The organism is Dysgonomonas sp. Shenzhen-Wh21 (genome assembly GCF_043392705.1).
GTDB lineage: Bacteria > Bacteroidota > Bacteroidia > Bacteroidales > Dysgonomonadaceae > Dysgonomonas.
The window spans coordinates 1-16,991 of sequence record NZ_JAIXHZ010000167.1; the positions used below are offsets into that span (position 1 = coordinate 1).

A 16,991-nucleotide genomic window follows, 5' to 3' on the forward strand; every position below is an offset into this window, starting at 1 on the left:
GGGAAACAAGGGGGACATTTGTGACAGCAATGGATATGCCTAAAACAATTCATGATTTCTACGGTTTTCCAAGAGAATTATATAATCAGCGCTATGCTGCGCCCGGTTCAGAAGACTTGTCAGCTATCGTGAAAGATCATGTAAAAGCAGTAGAACTTGATTACGAATGGGGCTTAGATCATGGTAGCTGGAGTGTGTTGAAGCATATCTATCCTTTGGCTGATATACCTGTTGTACAACTTAGTATAGACCACTTTAAAGGACCAGAGTATCACTATGAACTGGCTCGGGAACTGTTTTTTCTGCGTTCTAAAGGTGTTTTGGTAATCGGTAGTGGCAATATGATCCATAATCTCAGGATGGTGAAAGTAGAAAATGGAGACTTCAATACGGAATATGGTTATGATTGGGCGTTTGAACTGAATAATATTTTCAAAAATAAAATCCAAGAAGAGAATCACAATGCTTTGATTGACTTTAGTCATCTGCACGATTCTGCACGACTAGCTATTCCTACCCCGGAGCATTATATTCCGCTACTCTATATCTTAGCCTTGCAACAGAAAGGAGAGGAAGTCCGATTTTTTAATGATAAGGTTATAGCCGGATCTTTGAGTATGACGTCTTTGATTATATCTTAAGGTAGAAGAAAATCCACTATTTTATACTTACTATTTTATCGCCTCTGAAGTTTAATAGTCCTGCCGGATAAAGCCATTGTTCTACATTGCCATTTTTTATGACTTCTGTAGGTTCACCCCATGCCAGGCGAGTCATATCTTTGGTCATACCAACCCTGATTTTGTTTTGCAATATACGGCGGAAATTGTTTACATTATATTTCTTTGTCAACTCGCTAGCTTCAGTAGCAGTGTATACTTTTTTTATACCTTCGTTGTTATTCAAAAGAGAGTAGGGGATTGCGGTTTTTACTCCACCTTTGCTTTCTAATATCAGAGATAATTCATTGTTTGTGTTATCTATTGTCAGGTCGGTACATTTCCATGTTTGACCGGTTGTAAACGATAGCGCTTTTCCGGTAGAAAGATTACGTGACATTTTCAGGATGTCGTCGGATAGAACATATTCTTTTCCCGTTTGTATTGCTTTCTGTTTTAGGAAAAATCCTGTAACGATAAATGGAAATGTATATTCGGAATCGACATTGTATTTATAAAGCAATACGTCTCTACTCGATTTTTCCTGAAGTTTCAGATAATAATCATCTGCATAATCCTGTCTGTTTGATTTTGCTTTCGGGTGATTCAAAACTTCTAAAATCAGGAAATATTTTCCTGCCAGATCTTCATAGCGAGAATTGTAATTATCATTCGGCTTATAGATGTTCTTTTCGTCGTTTAGTATGTCGTCATCCTTTTTATACTTGAGGATAAATTCACTGTACCCATATTTTTGTGAAGATTTATCAAGGCCTTTAAGAAATAATTCTTGTCCTGTGTACTGTAGAACATCTTTTCCAAGAAAGTTTCTAGTGCTGTCGTATGGGAGAATATCTATTTCTTGCTTTTTATTCTTTTGTGCAAATATTGAGTAACTCAGTAAAGCCAAGACGGCTATCAGTAATGTTTTTCTCATTCTTTATGATTTAAAGAGCATAAAAGTAAATATATTCGATAGAATATTCGGCTTGATGTTTGTTGTAAGTGAATTAGATTTAGTTTTTTTTGTATTTAATAAAAATCTTTCTAAAATATTTTATTGCCTCATTCGTCATAAATAATAGAGATATTTTTGAGATAGAATAAATAATGGAAAAGAAAGATATAAGTAAAACGGCTGTCCCTATAGCAATTATAGTTGCTTCGTTACTGATGGCAACGATTAGTATACTTCATTTGTATTTAAGTGTGATAAAGTAAGAGTTTGAGAAATAAAAGGATAAACAATATGAAAAATTTTAAAAGAAAAAAGATCGCGTACTTTTTTATATTTATTGCTGTTTTTGCGGTATCCATAGCTGTTGTAATGCTTCTGTGGAATGCTCTGATACCTTCAATAATAGGGTGGACGGGTATCAATTATTGGCAGGCGGCCGGGCTTATGATACTGTCGAGGTTACTGTTGGGCGGATTTGGACGTTTTGGTAAATTAGGAAGACATCCTCGCCATGATAAGCGGAATGAAGATTTCTACTATTGGCATGCATTAAGAGCAAAAATGAAAGATATGCCTCTTAGTGAGCGACGCGAATATATTCGGAAGCACATGAGAGAAAGATGTGAAAGAAGAGGTTTTGAATCAGATATGGCCAACGACAATAAAGAATGACGAACGATTTAGCTAAAGGACAACAGAATGTTACCGATATTTTCTATAAGTATCGCGTGCAGCTGAAAAATTATATAGCTAAACGAGTCTTTTCGAAGGAGGATAGGGAAGATATTTTGCAGAATGTTTTTTATCAATTATCAAAAATAGATATGATAGAAAGACCAATTGAGCAAATGTCTGCGTGGTTGTATTCTGTGGCCAATAATCAGATCATAGACCGTAGCCGCAAGCATAAGGAGGTGGATATGCCTTATGTGACAGCTAAAGATGATGAAGATACATTCTTGGCGGAGGTCTCTAGCCTTATGTTTGATAAAGATGCATCTCCCGAGACTACATATTTGCGGGCTTTGGTTTGGGAAGAATTAGACGCTGCTTTGTCCGAACTTCCGATTGAACAACGGGAGGCATTTGAGTTGACTGAGCTTGATGGCTTTTCCTTTAAGGAAATATCAGAAGCTACTGGAGTAAGTGTAAATACACTAATTTCTCGCAAACGTTATGCCGTACTTCATTTGCGAGAGAGGCTAGGTGATTTATATAAAGAGTTGTTAGAGGGGTGAAGACTGTTTGAGTGTTCCTTTGTAGAATATTTTAATAATTTCATCTTCTAAAAAGACTAAGAGTGGATCGCTTTTAATCTTTTTTTGTTTTTTATACAGGTTATAAAGGAGAATAATATCATATTTTATGTTAAAAGAGTAACTTCTTTATCCTTTATGCGTTATTAATAATAAGAAGTATAACATTATTATTTCTAGAAATAATTATAATATCACTTTTTTATTTAAACACTACCATGAAGCACTTAACTGAGACAGATAAGTGCTTCTTTTTTATATAAATCAATTGAGTTTAAGTATCCGTTTTTTTTATACCTTTGCCAACATATATATCAATACAATTTATGCGCAAGACAAAGAAAATTTCACAAACACACAGTAAGTTATACTTTCTGATTCTTATTGTATTCCCTTTGGTTTTTGGCTCGTGTAGATTGTTTGATAAAGATATCAGGCAAGATAAACATATTGTCTCTTTTAAGCATCAGATGGGACGGGTTGCAGATAGCTTAGATACACCGGCCGAAAGAATTAATGCATTGAAGACAATACTAGAGAATATAGAAGCCGATGAGGATTTGATAACTCCTCGAAAAAAAAATAAGTTGCTGATAGAAGCAAATTTTTATCTGAGCAATGAATATTTTAATATCAAGAATTATAAAAAGGCAATAGAATGTACCGATATCGCCATAGGGCTTGATACTACTGATGCTACCGGGTATTATAATCGAGGAAGTATTTACCAATCTATAGGAGATGATAGCCTTGCCATGAGGGATTATACGCAGGCTATCAGACTAAATAATAATTATGCCGATGCATATTACAATAGAGGTATAATCTATGAAGTAGGTGGAGAATGTGAAAAAGCACTTGAAGACTACAATCGGGCGATAAAAGAAGAACCAAAAAATGTTGCAGATATCTATAATAATAGAGGAAATATATATTTGTCTATGAAAGATACCAGCAAAGCATTAAGCGACTATTCGAGAGTATTGGAAATAGACACTGCAAATATAAATGCATATACCAATCGAGCCGAAATATATATACTCCGTCAGGAATTTGATAAAGCTTTAGACGATTGTAATAAAGGACTTATTCTCGATCCTGAGAATATACGCCTGTATTATAAGCGAGCTGCAATTTATGAGCGAAAAAATGAATATGATGAAGCTATCGCTGATTATGAAAAAGTTCTGGATTTGGATAGGCATGATTTGTATAAAGCACGAATTAAGACCAAGGAGTCTATAAGGAAATTAAAAACATTGGCTCGAAAAAGATGATATGACTATTTGATATAGTCTTCTTTTCAGAAGGGGGGGTAATAATAACTAATCTCTTTAAATAATATATAAAACGTATAGCAACAAATAGGGAAAATCTATTTGTTGCTCTTTTTTATGCGGATTTGTTGTAGAGTTTTGCATTATGATATGCATATTTCAATATGTTTTTGATGTATGTTCCTCTTTTTGTAACCCTATGAGTGAGGCAAGAAGTTATACTTTTCTACCGTGTTTTTGTGCTCTGGAAAATGTGATAAAAATACAATTAGGATTCCTTGTAATTGTTTCTAGATCTACTTTTACATATTTATGTAGTTTTGTAAAACTAAACATATTATTCTCTTGTTTTTATATGATGAATATTCAATATAATTAAGGCTTTAATATTATTAATAATCAAGATTAATTTCTAACCTTTTCTCTCTACAACATAAATATCATGAAAAACGAATTAAACAGTAAGTTAATTATATCTATCAAAGAAGCCCTTCCTCCTCAGATAAAGGTTGCAACCTACTTAATGGATTTGCTTTCTATCGGGCGTGAAGCTGTTTATCGTAGGATAAGAGGGGATGTGTCTTTTGACTTAGAGGAGCTTTCTGTAATATCTAAAGCGTTAAATATCTCAATAGATGATGTTTTGGGAAAGAACGATGCTACAGCATTGTTTAGTATAGATATGATTCAAGAAGAATCGTTTTTTGAGCAATATTGTAATTCCTTGATTTTTTATACAGATATTTTTAGTAGAATGAAAGTGTACCCTAGTTCTCAGGTACAAGGAGCTAATAATGAGTTGCCTTTTTCATTTTACCTTTCTCATGAAAAAATAGCTAAGTTCTATTTATACAAATGGGTATATCAGCTTCAGACTTCCAAGCCTACTGTTCCGTTTTCTGAGTTCTACTTGCCTCAGAGAGTTATCGACCTGAATAAAAAGTATATTTCAGAATCTAACTCTTCTTGTCATACAACGTCTATCCTATCTCAAAATGTTTTGTCTTCATTTCTGAATACAGTAAAATACTTTTATAAACTTAATTTGTTGAACAATGAGGATATAGAAGAGATTAAGAACGAGTTGTTGTGTATGTTGGAGAGATTGGAGTCGATGTCTATATCAGGAGTTTGGATGGATGACTTTGAATTTAACTTTTATATATCCAATATCGATTTTGATACCACTTATAGTTATATGCAGTGTCCTGAATTCGAATTGTCTACGATACGTGTATTTTCTATTAACGTAGTGAGATCGTTTACTCCTGAAATATGTCAAGCTAACAAGAAATGGATTGAATCTTTGAAACGCTATTCTACATTGATCTCTAAAAGTGGAGATTTATACAGAACAGAATTTTTTAATAATCAGAGAAAGATTCTACGTGATATATTTATCGACTGATTTTTTAAATATAATAAGATAATTCTCAATATCTAGTTATGTTATATTTAAGTGCACTGAGTTTTTTGCGAAGGCGAATATTATATTTATTTGCTTCTGTATGTATAATGTCCTGTCACTTTATAGCTGAATAAGCAATCTTGTAAGACTTGTCCTTGTCCTATATTATGCACTATTAGCGGCCGTTTCTTATCCGCAGACATGCGGTCTGTGACTATGCCTATATGTGTAATTCCTCCGCCTAGATCCCATGTAACAATATCTCCGACAATATAGTCCTCTGCTTTATCTGAAATTTTCTTTACAGAGCCAAACCTACTAAAAAAAGTGGCTTGATTAGGTACTCTTCGATGATCGATATTATTATCCGTTGATTTCATACCCCACTTCTTAGGGTACTTGCTAAAGTTGGCTTTCATATCTTCATGTATCTTTTTCTGCAAGTCTATACCTAGTTTGCGATATGCTCTTATTATCACATCAGTACAGACACCTTTGTTTGCCGGCACATCTCCATTCGGATAAGGGATTGTGTAATAGCGGGGATCATAAACAACTTTATCCTTAGTCAGCTCTATAGCTGCATTTGATAACCTTTTATAGAAATCGCTTTCCTGAGCAGAAATAAAGACGGATATAATGAATGTAAAGAGTATTGTTAGGCTAAGTCTCATTCTTTATTTCGGGATTTGTGATAAAGATACTAAAATATACAAATAAGATAAATGTATTTTCATTACTGACTATATACATCCAGAGAGTTTATTTCTTGTAGAATACCGGCGCAAAGTATGGCCTGTTCACCCATTTTCCGTTGAATGGATTAAGCTCACGGATTACACCGCCTTCGATTCCAAATTTTTCAGTGATTTTGACCTCTAGCGTGCCTCCGTAATATGTTTGAGGATACATACCCATCATCGGTCCTTCTACTCCGTTATGTTTTCCTCTCACGGAATATTGTCCGCGGGCATTTATTCTTATTCTGTCGCTTAAGATGAATTTCATATTTCCTCCTGCACCCACATCGTTGTAGTTTCCTCCATATAGTGCATATTTTGAGGCGTAAGGACCAGCCGAAATTACCAGCCAATCTGTTGGTTGATAGTTAAAGTACATACTTACAGACCTTATTGCGCCTATGGATGGATATGTATTCTGTATAGAAGATGAATTGAGCCAAGCTTCGTCATTCAGATTCATTCCGGAATAATAGCTATAATCATTGGCAAAAGGATACCGTGTAATCGTATTGCTTTCTACAGGAGGTCCGAGATATACATCAAGCGGAGGAAGTACTAAGTCTATAGTTGCATCATATCCTTTTTCTAAAGGTTTATACAAATCATATTTGGTTACAGATGATTTATTGTTGCCCGATACATCCAAGTTCAAGTAATTCTCTAACCTTTCATCAAACTTGAAAGATCCTTTTTTTAGAGGAGGAAAGCTATCTTTAGGAATCTCAGTTTGGGAATAAGAGGTAACTGAGACGAGTAAAAGTAGTATAAAGACTAGATTTTTCATGATTTCTTGTTTTTAATTACTACAACAGTAAAGTTAATAAATAATTGTGAAAGAAACATATCTTTTTTGTAAAAAGAAGTTGTAAATAGCTGATAGATTTATGCTTTATAGCTCATCTAGTAAATGTTTCCCTGCAAAAAGGTGACAACCAACGGTCACAGGAGTGAAGCGTATGTAAAAGTAACAGTTTTTATCTGTTTTTGTGCTGTCACTTTTACTCATTTTTATTTACCCATACTCTTTTTTGTTATTTATATAATAAGATAAAATTAGCATAAATAAATTTATATAAATCCTTGTTCTATTGCATTGCCTTTCTGGTCTATGTATTGCAATGTTGTATAAATATATTTATATATATGTATGATTTATCTTATTTTGATAATAGATGGATAGTGCTTATCTTTGTAATATAAAAATAAGGTGTATTGCTATGATATACTTTATATTATAAATAGTTACTCATCAGATATAACAGAAAGGGTAGTTTTATGAAAACAACATTAATTAGAGCATCTTCAAGAGGATCAGCAAACCATGGATGGTTGAACACACACCATACATTCAGTTTTGCAAACTACTATGATCCCAACCGTATACATTTTGGCGCATTAAGGGTTATAAACGACGATATAATTGCCGGAGGAGAAGGCTTTGGGACTCATCCTCACGACAATATGGAAATAATTACTATTCCCTTGTATGGTGATTTGGAACACAAGGATAGCATGGGACATACAGAAGTGATAAAGGCCGGAGAAGTGCAGGTAATGAGTGCCGGATCGGGTATAACACATAGTGAATACAATGCTAATGAGTACAAACCGGTAAGTCTTTTCCAAATATGGGTTTTTCCATCTCAAAAGAATGTAGAACCTCGTTACGACCAACGTGAATTTGATTTTATAGATAATAAAAATCAATTCATCCAAATTGTTGGACCGAAGAGTGATCCTTCAAATACGGCACTTTGGATACATCAGGATGCTTGGTTTAATATGGGTACTTTCGATAAAGGTGTCAATACAAACTATCAGGTGAAGAAAAAAGGGAACGGCGTATTTGCTATGGTTGTTGAAGGAGAGTTTTCTGTCGAAGGGCAAAAACTATATCACAGAGATGCACTTGGAGTATGGGATACAGATGGTATAAATATCACTGCAGAATCTGACAATGCACGCATACTGCTGATAGATGTGCCGATGGTATTTTAATAGAAGAGGTTGAATTATATACATTAGTAAAAGGATCTCAAAGTCGAGCTTTGAGATCCTTTTTTTATAATAAAAGTCAGTAGGCTTTATAATTATCATTCAGACGTTTTACTTTACTTGTCTTTACCTTTACATCGTGGCAATAAATAAGGGTATAGTTTTCTTTTTCTGCTTCAACGAGAAATCGCTGTTTCTCTTCGGCCGATTTTAATGCATTAATGTCGTAAGCTGAAATCCATTCTAACGGGACATGAGCACTTGTCGGTATCAGATCCCCGGGGAATGTATATATACCCGTATCTGTCTTGATATATACAACTAACTGCCCTATACTATGTCCGTCAAACAATCTCACACTTACCTCTTTAGATATCTGCATGCCTTGGTCAACAAAGCGTAAGAGCGCGGCATCGTGTATCGGCTGTATATTCTCAGCTAAGATGGAATCTGTTTCCAGTATGTTGGGGGTTAAATAATTGTCCCATTGTTTGCGGCTTAACCAATAAGTAGCTTTAGCGAAAGAAGGGATTATTTTGTCGTTTTTATCCCTTTTAGTTGCATATCCGCAATGGTCGAAATGCAAGTGGGTCAATATCACATCGGTGACATCTTCACTCGAGAAGCCATATTTCTTTATTTCTTCTTCAATGTTAATCAGAGAGTGTGGTTGGTAGTAAGACATTCTCTCGGTATGCTTATCTCCCATACCCGTATCTATTAATATGACCCTGTCTTCGGATATGACGAGTGCACATCGCATAGCTAATGTACACAAGTTGTCGGCATTGCTTGTGTATTTCCTTTGCCAGGCACGCTTCGGTATAGCTCCAAACATGGCGCCTCCATCTGCCAGGATATAGCCGCTTTCTATTATTTTTATGTCAACCATTTTTTCTAAATATTCAGCTAATATACAAAAAAGAAGAGATGATTATCACAATCATCCCTTCCCCTCTTAACACTAATATAAAACTAACATATACTATGATAAAACAGGTAAAAAATCAACTAAACAATCTATCTAACACACTATGAAAAAAGTAAATCATACCTGTTTTACATTAGAACATCAAAGACAACATGTTTGTTCAGAATACTTTGTATTTGTTTTATTTATGTGGAGATAGATTAAGTTTATATAATAGCGTATAAATCCATCTTAAACTTTATATATAAAAAAATACTACTTTTGTACTCTGTTTTGTATATAAACAAAGCATAATCGATTATTGTTTATCATTTATTCTTAAAATATACTATGCTGATAGCTAAAAAACTAAAAGAAGAAAATATCGCCGAATATCTCTTGTATATGTGGCAGATAGAGGATATTATAAGAGCCAACAAATTAAACATAGATATAATTGATAAGCAAATAATATCAGGGTTCGAACAGCCTCAAAATGTGAAAAATGAAATAAGGGAATGGTACGAAAACCTTATTGACATGATGAGGAGAGAAGACGTGGTGGAAAAAGGGCATCTGATTATAAATAAGAATGTAATATCGGAATTGACCGAACTACACAACAGACTGCTGAAGTTGCCGCAAGAAACTGAATATACTGAAGCCTATTATAAAACCTTGCCTTTTATTGTTGAATTACGTTCCAAGACGCAAGATAAAAATACTCCCGAACTCGAAACCTGCCTTGCTGCTCTATATGGTTTTTTGTTAATGCGCTTGCAAAAGAAAGATATTTCAGGAGAAACTCAATCTGCGTTATCTCAGATAAGCTCATTCTTGAGGTTGCTCTCTCTTAAATATAAGGAGTATAAAGTAGGGAAGTTAGATATTTGATAGTTTGCTTATATTTAAATTCTACCGTAAGCTTCTGTTAATCTTTGTGCTTCTTCTCTTTGATTCGTCTGCGGATCACCGAGTCACTTATAAGGAGTAGTACTCCGACACAAGCTACAGATACCACGAAAGGATTAAATCCTACTGATGGGACATTGAATGTGATATTTGACCCCATACTCTGAATGTCTTCCTTGAGAGGTAATCCCAAAAGCCAAAAGATGAGTGCCGGTATTCCAAGCATTCCTATAATGCCGAACGTAATAGAAAGAATTGAAATAATGCTTCTCTTCCGATTTTGTTTTGCCGCAACAATATGTACTCGTTGCATCAACCGACTTTCGAAGTCTGTCGATGGTTCGTCTAGTTTTATTTCCTGAAATAAACTCTTTAGCCTATCTGCATTTTCTGTATTCATGATTGTATGAGCTTATTTATTTCAAAGTTTATAATTTTTCTGATTCTGTACAACTTTACTTTTACATTTGCTTCACTATTTCCTGTGATGATGCTTATATTTTTTACGCTTTGGTCGTTTATATAGAACATACTGATCAGTAAAGCATCGTCCGGGGGCAATTTTTTTAGTACTGTATCCAAAAGCTGTAACTTATCCTCAGTTGTAATCTCATCCAGTGTTTCTGATATTTCGTCATCAGGGATATTTGAGAAATTATCGTCAATAGCCGTAAATTCATGTTTACGCTTTCGTAATTCTGATATAGTTGTGTTGTATGCGATTCTGTACAACCATGTTGCAAAGTTCGATTCTTCACGAAACTGTTTTAATGACTGAAATACCTTTATAAATATCTCCTGAACAATATCTTCGGCTTCTACCCGACGAGAAACTATTTTATTGACAATGGTAAATACCATTCTCTCATATCGACGTACAATGTGTACAAAAGCATCGGTATGTCCGTCCTTTATTCGGCGTATAAAATAGATATCATCAAATTCAGCCATACCCGTATGACGCAAGAATATTTGATAGGTTACAAATGTAATGTAAAATCTTTTCAAAAAAATATTTTTTATTTTGTTGTAACCTTTTAAAAATGCTTGCGTCAAAATGAGCAAACGGATGAAACAAAAATGTTTAATTAATAAAAATAGAAAATTATGGATCAAATTATGGCAATGGTTATTGTGGCTACAATAGCATATGCAATCTACCGCTTGTTTGAGTTGTTTGCTCGTCGTAGGGAGCGCTTAGCTTTTATCGAAAAAATTTCAGAAGGGATAGACCCGAATTTACTAAAAGGGCAATTGGATATGTCTCCGAATAAAAGCAATGTAAACAACTATGTAACTTCATGGGCTATTCGTGTTGGGCTCTTATTAGTAGGTGTTGGGTTAGGGGTTGCTATCGTCGCTGTTATAGACTTGTTGGCTGTGGCTCCTCCAAGTGCGGACGAAAGAGCTTTCTATGAGTTTCGCAATACTATATCTATTTTATATCCGGCATGCGCTGCCATATTTGGTGGTATAGGGCTTGTTATTGCTTACTTTATAGAGAGGAAAGATTCTAAGAAAGAACAGGACAAAGAGGTCGAATAATTGGTTTCGTATATGAACAAAGAATTACATTCAATTCTGTTTACTCTAATTATTGTGGCCGTAGTTATAGGCGGTTGGCTCATTGGGCGTAATCAAGGGTGGTTTGTTCGTAGCTCGGCAAATGATATTAATATATGCCGAAATGTAACAGGAGATACCTTGTACTTTAACTCTAAAAATCCAATCTATACGGTTTCGGGCTGGAGTGCTTCTCGTCATGACGATGATATTCTACACGTAGACCTGAAATTAAAAAGAAATAGGCAGAACAATAGGATAGAGATGTATTTAGATACAGTAAATGTTCGCTATGTAGAAATCTATGGTAAGGTGATGTCGATAAAGGATATTCCATTTAGTAAATAAAATTTATCTGTAGATGAGTTGGTAAAAGACATCAGGTAAGCAGAGCCTGGTGTCTTTTTTTTGTGAAAAAAGTGTCTTTCTGTTAAAAATGATAAAATATTTATTGCTTTAGTGATAAATGTATAATTATGGCGACTAGTAAGCATATCTCAGTCAAACGGATTAAATCTATGTATATCTTAGTCAGCTGAAAAACAACTAAAAAAACGAAATATATTTATAATTATACTAAACTTATGAATGTCCGCATTTTATTAACTTTTCTATCATTGCTAATTTCATCATTAGCATTCTCTCAATCCAGCCCACTAATAAATGTCCAGATTAAAGGTGTAGTAACAGACTCATTAACAAATGAAACAGTTCCCTACGCGACAGTTAAATTGTTAGGTAAGGCAAATCCGAGAAGCCCGTTAAAGGCTGTAGCAGCCGATGATAATGGAAACTTTCAGTTTTCGATGAATAAAAAGGGAGAGTATCTGCTCACGGTAGAATATATCGGTAAAAAGACCCTTGTTAAGCCTGTTGTTGTAGGTGACGCAAAGATAGTAGACCTAGGTACAATATATATGAGTGACAATGAAAATGCCTTGTCGGAGGTTGTTGTTTCGGCACAGAAGCCACTGGTAAAAGTTGATCTCGATAAAATTGTATATAGTATGGAGAGTGATCCTGAATCAACGACGAATAACCTATTGGAAATGTTGAAGAAAGTTCCGATGGTAACCGTTGATGGCGAAGATAATGTACAGCTGAAAGGATCTACTAATTTTAAAATATATCTGAACGGAAAACCTTCTAACATGATTTCTAACAATCCGAAGGAAGTTCTTCGCAGCATGCCTGCCAATACGGTGAAAGATATACAGGTGATTACCGATCCCGGAGCAAAATATGATGCTGAGGGTGTAGCAGGTATTATCAACATTATAACCAATACTTCTATGGGTGGATATACTGCCACATTGAATGGCAGGGTAGACTCGCAAGGTGGATATGGTTTAGGTGCTTATTGGACCATGAAATATGGCAAAGTTGGCTTCACCGGGAATTATAACTATTACGAATGGAAACGTCCGGAAGGAACCTCTTCTTCTTTTAGAGAATATAACTTAAGCAATAATCCGAAATATCTTACAGGAGTAGGCCCTTCAAAGAATAACGGACTCGGACAGTTTGGTTCAGGAGAGTTAAGTTATGAAATAGATACCTTAAATCTTATTAATATCGGATTCAATAGGTTCGAAGGTAATTATAAATCCAGAAGTAATATCTTAAATGAGGGGCTCGGAATAAATGAGGATAGCCAATATAGATATGATCAAAGAGGCTATATGAAACAAACGTATGGCGGTACAGATCTGAATGTAGATTATCAGCGCACTTTCCATAAAAAAGAACAATTGCTGACAGCTTCTTATAAATTCAGTATGAACCCTAACGATTCGGAATCAAATTCGGATATTACTGAACTATTTGGAGAGTTGCCTAAGCATATTTATACTAACAAGCAGTATTCTGATGCAGATATGAAAGAACATACCTTTCAGGTAGATTTTGTAACTCCTTTGAATAAGTCTGATATCCTATCTCATAGTGTCGAAACAGGAGTAAAGTATATTATCCGTATAAATAATAGCAATAGTGGTTTAGATAGTCTGAATACTACAGGTAATTGGGTCGCCATAGAACGTTCGACTGATAGATTTAGGCATACACAAGATATATTGGCTGCGTATGGCGGTTACAATGCCAAGTTCAGGAATGTTTGGGGTTTCAAAGCCGGATTGCGTTATGAAGCAACATGGTTGAATGCTGAATTCCCAAAGGATAGAGCTCAAGATTTTAAAGTCGACTATTCTAACATAGTACCCTCTGCAACCGTTACATATCAGATAAATCCAATGCAAAACTTGCGTTTTGGGTACAATATGCGTATATCACGTCCGGGTATATGGCAATTAAATCCTTATGAGAATACTTCCGACCCGAATAATATACAAAAGGGGAATCCGGCATTAGATGCTGTGAAAAATCATACGATAAGTACCAACTATGGGCTTTTCAACCGTAATCTGACTTTGAATGTGAATTTGGCTTATAGCTTCGAGAATAATGGAATAGAACAAATTACGACAGAGCAAAATAAAGTAGTGACCTCTACCTACGAAAATATAGGAAAAAGAAAAGATATTGGTTTATCTTTAAACCTGCGATGGACTCCTAAAATGGGTGGAGATAAATATAAATGGCTGGAACAACTGAGTATATTTTCTAATATGGGGGCACGGTATGTGGATATAAAAGCAAATAATGGCTCAGGATTAAAGAAAGATGGAGTATCCGCGAATGTCTTTGGAGGTGCGCAATATTCACTTCCTAAATCGTGGAAAGCTTTTGTTAATGTAGGCTATTTCTCTCCATATATAAATTTACAAAGTGAAAACTCTTCGTTTTTCTTTCACCGATTTAATGTAAGCAAAGGCTTTAATAATGACAAATTGAATATATCTGCTTATGCTCAGAATCCATTTAAACGCATTCATGATTTCAGAAGTACAATGAATAATCAAGCGTTTTATTCAGAAACAATCATGTCTAATAAAATTCAAAATTTTGGAATCTCTGTATCTTTCCGTTTTGGAGAGATGAAATCTCAAATACAAAAAGCAAAACGTGGGATCAAGAATGATGATGTTATGTCTGGAGGACAAGGAGAACAAAGTGGAGGTAGTGCTGGAGGTCAAAACTAAACGGCTTAATTAATAATATATGCCCCAAAGAGAATGGATCTTTGGGGCTTTTTTTGATTAAAAGGGTATCTTTGCAGAATATTTCTCAACGATGAAACAAGCATTTGTTAAGTTGCACTTATCTATTCTAATTGCCGGATTTACGGGTATATTCGGCAAGCTTATAACCCTGAACGAAGGTATGCTCGTTTGGTACCGCTTATTGATTACCTCAGTGTTACTATTAATAATGCTATCGGTGACAAAAAGGTTTGTCCGATTGCCGATGAAAGATGTCTATAAGATTGGTTTTGTCGGGCTATTATTAACACTGCATTGGCTGTTTTTCTATGCGAGTATTAAATATTCGAATGTTTCTATCGGTGTAGTCTGTTTCTCGATGACAGGCTTTTTTACGGCTGTTTTAGAACCTGCAGTGAGCCGTCGGCGAATCTCTCTCAGAGAATTGTCTTTTAGCATTATTGCTCTCTTGGGGATTGCGCTGATTTTTCATTTCGATACTCGTTACAGAACAGGTATAATCTGTGGGGCTATTTCGTCCGCTTTGGCAGCAAGTTTTGTGATTGCCAATAAAAGAGTTGCAACAAATACTAATTATTCATGGGATGTTACTTTGTTTTATGAAATGATTGGAGGTTTCCTTAGTTTAAGTATTATACTTCCTTTTTATTTGCAATTATTTCCTGTCATGTCTTTTTTTCCGAGTAATACAGATTTAATCTATTTATTAATATTCTCAATGGTTTGTACAATCGGTCTGTATATGTTGCAAATACAAGCATTGAAGAGCATATCTGCTTTTACTCTTAATCTCAGCTATAACTTAGAGCCTATATATAGTATTGTATTGGCTATGATTATTTTTGGAGAGGCTAAAGAGTTAAACTTTTCATTTTATACAGGTTTGCTGTTAATCATTCTTTCCGTATTACTTCAAATGTATACTGTGATGAAAGAGCGCAAAAGGATTGATTTGGCAGAGCAACGAAGTGGGTTTTGACCCTATCGTCCTTTATTTCTGAAATAAGCATAAATTTTATTATATAAAAAGGTTCTTATCGAAAATTTTTGGGAAGAGCCTTCTTGCATTCTAACTACATTGAGATCTTTTATAAAATGCAAAAAGCCCGCAAATTCACTTCGCAGACTTTCCAACCTTAACACAAACTTTACAAAACTACACAATAATAGAGTTAAATTCTAAATCTAGTCAGGTTTAGAATTATAAATATACTCCTCATATATTTACGCTACGAAGATATGAAGATTGGAAGGGTTGTTTATTACAGATATCTGCCTGCTTTTTCAGAATTCGTGCCTTTTCTTAATGACTAGGGTTCATAGTCGCTTTTTGTTGGCGAATTTTGCCCGGAGTATTGCCGAAATTGGTTTTGCAGAAGTCATTAAAATGTGAGGGGGACGAGAATCCGTACTCGTCACTTATTTCCTTAAAGGACTTATCAGTACTGTTTATTTGATAAAAAATTGATTTTGATCGCTCTTCTTTCATCCAGTGATAAGCAGGCACTCCAAATACTTTTTTGAAACGTTTTTGAAATCCTGAAAGACTATAGTGCATCATGTCGGCTAACTCTTGTACTGTTTTTGCCTTGTGATGGTTTTTAAGGACAAACTCGGAGAAAGAAAGATCGTGGCTAATGAGAGGGAAAAAGAATGCCAGTAAATCTTTTTTTGTATAATATGCTCTTAGTAAAAAGTAAAATTCTTTTGCTTTCAGTGCAAAATAATATGTACACTTTAAGCCTTCTGACATGCACGTGTTTAAGAATGTGAGATATGAGTCTACTCTTTCATTTATAGTCAGATAGTGTAACCCGGGTTCAAATTCTTCATTTTTTTCTTTTAGTAATAAATCTAAAGAGAAGCAATCGCATAACATTTTAGTGTTATGCAACCTTATGATAATTAATGTGGTATCTCTATCTGCTTTGCTATTGAGATGACATCCTGCCGGTATCATTACCATTTTTTTTTCAGAGATGGTCTGATTGTTTAGCTCATCCAAAGAAAAAGATAAAGACCCTTCTATGATAAATATAACTTTGTTTTCAACTGAAAATATATTCCAAGATTGTCCATCTAATAAAGATATTTTCTCAATTGTTGGCCGGTTACCTTTTTCATAATTGTAGCAAGTGAGATGCTCCTGTTTGTATAATAACTCCATACCGGATATTATGATGTATAC

Annotated in this window: 18 protein-coding genes; 11 read left to right on the forward strand and 7 right to left on the reverse strand. The window is 34.7% G+C overall.

Annotated features, from left to right (window positions below; all coding sequences use genetic code 11):
• Positions 1-641 (forward strand): dioxygenase (locus LDB17_RS12205; protein WP_393925043.1); only part of this gene is annotated, 641 nt, incomplete at its 5' end.
• A 16-nt stretch (positions 642-657) separates the two neighbouring features.
• On the opposite strand, the gene LDB17_RS12210 is transcribed toward LDB17_RS12205, so the two are convergent.
• Positions 658-1,596, reverse strand: a complete 939-nt coding sequence (locus LDB17_RS12210; protein WP_252636575.1) for a hypothetical protein — start codon at positions 1,594-1,596, stop codon at positions 658-660.
• A 312-nt stretch (positions 1,597-1,908) separates the two neighbouring features.
• Between LDB17_RS12210 and LDB17_RS12215 the strand changes: the two genes are divergently transcribed.
• From LDB17_RS12215 to LDB17_RS12230, 4 genes are all read left to right on the forward strand, one after another.
• A complete protein-coding gene (locus tag LDB17_RS12215) occupies positions 1,909-2,289 on the forward strand; it encodes a hypothetical protein (protein ID WP_252636574.1) in 381 nt (126 codons plus the stop codon).
• A complete protein-coding gene (locus tag LDB17_RS12220; protein WP_252636573.1) occupies positions 2,286-2,855 on the forward strand; it encodes an RNA polymerase sigma factor in 570 nt (189 codons plus the stop codon). The genes LDB17_RS12215 and LDB17_RS12220 overlap by 4 nt, the downstream gene beginning before the upstream one ends.
• Before the next feature lie 344 nt (positions 2,856-3,199).
• On the forward strand, positions 3,200-4,150 hold the full coding sequence (locus tag LDB17_RS12225; RefSeq protein ID WP_252636572.1) for a tetratricopeptide repeat protein: 951 nt from the start codon (positions 3,200-3,202) through the stop codon (positions 4,148-4,150).
• 442 nt (positions 4,151-4,592) lie between these two features.
• On the forward strand, positions 4,593-5,558 hold the full coding sequence (locus LDB17_RS12230; protein ID WP_252636571.1) for a helix-turn-helix domain-containing protein: 966 nt from the start codon (positions 4,593-4,595) through the stop codon (positions 5,556-5,558).
• A gap of 86 nt (positions 5,559-5,644) precedes the next feature.
• On the opposite strand, the gene LDB17_RS12235 is transcribed toward LDB17_RS12230, so the two are convergent.
• The gene (locus LDB17_RS12235; protein WP_252636570.1) at positions 5,645-6,232 is read right to left on the reverse strand and encodes a DUF1287 domain-containing protein; all 588 of its coding nucleotides are present in this window, start codon (positions 6,230-6,232) and stop codon (positions 5,645-5,647) included.
• Positions 6,233-6,320: 88 nt separating this feature from the next.
• Positions 6,321-7,085: a hypothetical protein gene (locus tag LDB17_RS12240; protein ID WP_252636569.1), complete on the reverse strand. Its 765-nt coding sequence runs from the start codon at positions 7,083-7,085 to the stop codon at positions 6,321-6,323.
• Positions 7,086-7,576: 491 nt separating this feature from the next.
• Between LDB17_RS12240 and LDB17_RS12245 the strand changes: the two genes are divergently transcribed.
• On the forward strand, positions 7,577-8,299 hold the full coding sequence (locus LDB17_RS12245; RefSeq protein WP_252636568.1) for a pirin family protein: 723 nt from the start codon (positions 7,577-7,579) through the stop codon (positions 8,297-8,299).
• A gap of 76 nt (positions 8,300-8,375) precedes the next feature.
• Here the strand turns inward: LDB17_RS12245 and LDB17_RS12250 are convergent, their stop codons facing one another.
• Positions 8,376-9,188 carry an MBL fold metallo-hydrolase gene (locus LDB17_RS12250; protein ID WP_252636567.1) on the reverse strand — a complete coding sequence of 271 codons (813 nt, stop codon included), beginning with the start codon at positions 9,186-9,188 and terminating at the stop codon, positions 8,376-8,378.
• A gap of 369 nt (positions 9,189-9,557) precedes the next feature.
• Here LDB17_RS12250 and LDB17_RS12255 point away from each other — a divergent pair, with 369 nt between their 5' ends.
• Positions 9,558-10,100 carry a DUF4924 family protein gene (locus LDB17_RS12255; protein WP_252636566.1) on the forward strand — a complete coding sequence of 181 codons (543 nt, stop codon included), beginning with the start codon at positions 9,558-9,560 and terminating at the stop codon, positions 10,098-10,100.
• 37 nt (positions 10,101-10,137) lie between these two features.
• Here the strand turns inward: LDB17_RS12255 and LDB17_RS12260 are convergent, their stop codons facing one another.
• Positions 10,138-10,518 (reverse strand): hypothetical protein, encoded by a 381-nt coding sequence (locus LDB17_RS12260; protein WP_252636565.1) that lies wholly within the window; start codon positions 10,516-10,518, stop codon positions 10,138-10,140.
• A complete protein-coding gene (locus LDB17_RS12265) occupies positions 10,515-11,126 on the reverse strand; it encodes an RNA polymerase sigma factor (RefSeq protein ID WP_006842585.1) in 612 nt (203 codons plus the stop codon). Before LDB17_RS12265 ends, LDB17_RS12260 begins: the two co-directional genes overlap by 4 nt.
• Before the next feature lie 99 nt (positions 11,127-11,225).
• On the opposite strand from LDB17_RS12265, the gene LDB17_RS12270 reads away from it, so the two are divergent.
• From LDB17_RS12270 to LDB17_RS12285, 4 genes are all read left to right on the forward strand, one after another.
• Positions 11,226-11,663 (forward strand): DUF6249 domain-containing protein, encoded by a 438-nt coding sequence (locus tag LDB17_RS12270; protein WP_135103953.1) that lies wholly within the window; start codon positions 11,226-11,228, stop codon positions 11,661-11,663.
• A gap of 12 nt (positions 11,664-11,675) precedes the next feature.
• Positions 11,676-12,029 (forward strand): hypothetical protein, encoded by a 354-nt coding sequence (locus LDB17_RS12275; protein ID WP_252636564.1) that lies wholly within the window; start codon positions 11,676-11,678, stop codon positions 12,027-12,029.
• Between the two features lie 236 nt (positions 12,030-12,265).
• Complete coding sequence (locus tag LDB17_RS12280) at positions 12,266-14,782, forward strand: outer membrane beta-barrel family protein (protein ID WP_252636563.1); 2,517 nt, start codon at positions 12,266-12,268, stop codon at positions 14,780-14,782.
• Positions 14,783-14,873: 91 nt separating this feature from the next.
• Positions 14,874-15,782 (forward strand): DMT family transporter, encoded by a 909-nt coding sequence (locus tag LDB17_RS12285; RefSeq protein ID WP_252636562.1) that lies wholly within the window; start codon positions 14,874-14,876, stop codon positions 15,780-15,782.
• A 324-nt stretch (positions 15,783-16,106) separates the two neighbouring features.
• Here the strand turns inward: LDB17_RS12285 and LDB17_RS12290 are convergent.
• Positions 16,107-16,991 (reverse strand): helix-turn-helix domain-containing protein (locus LDB17_RS12290; protein WP_393925045.1); only part of this gene is annotated, 885 nt, incomplete at its 5' end.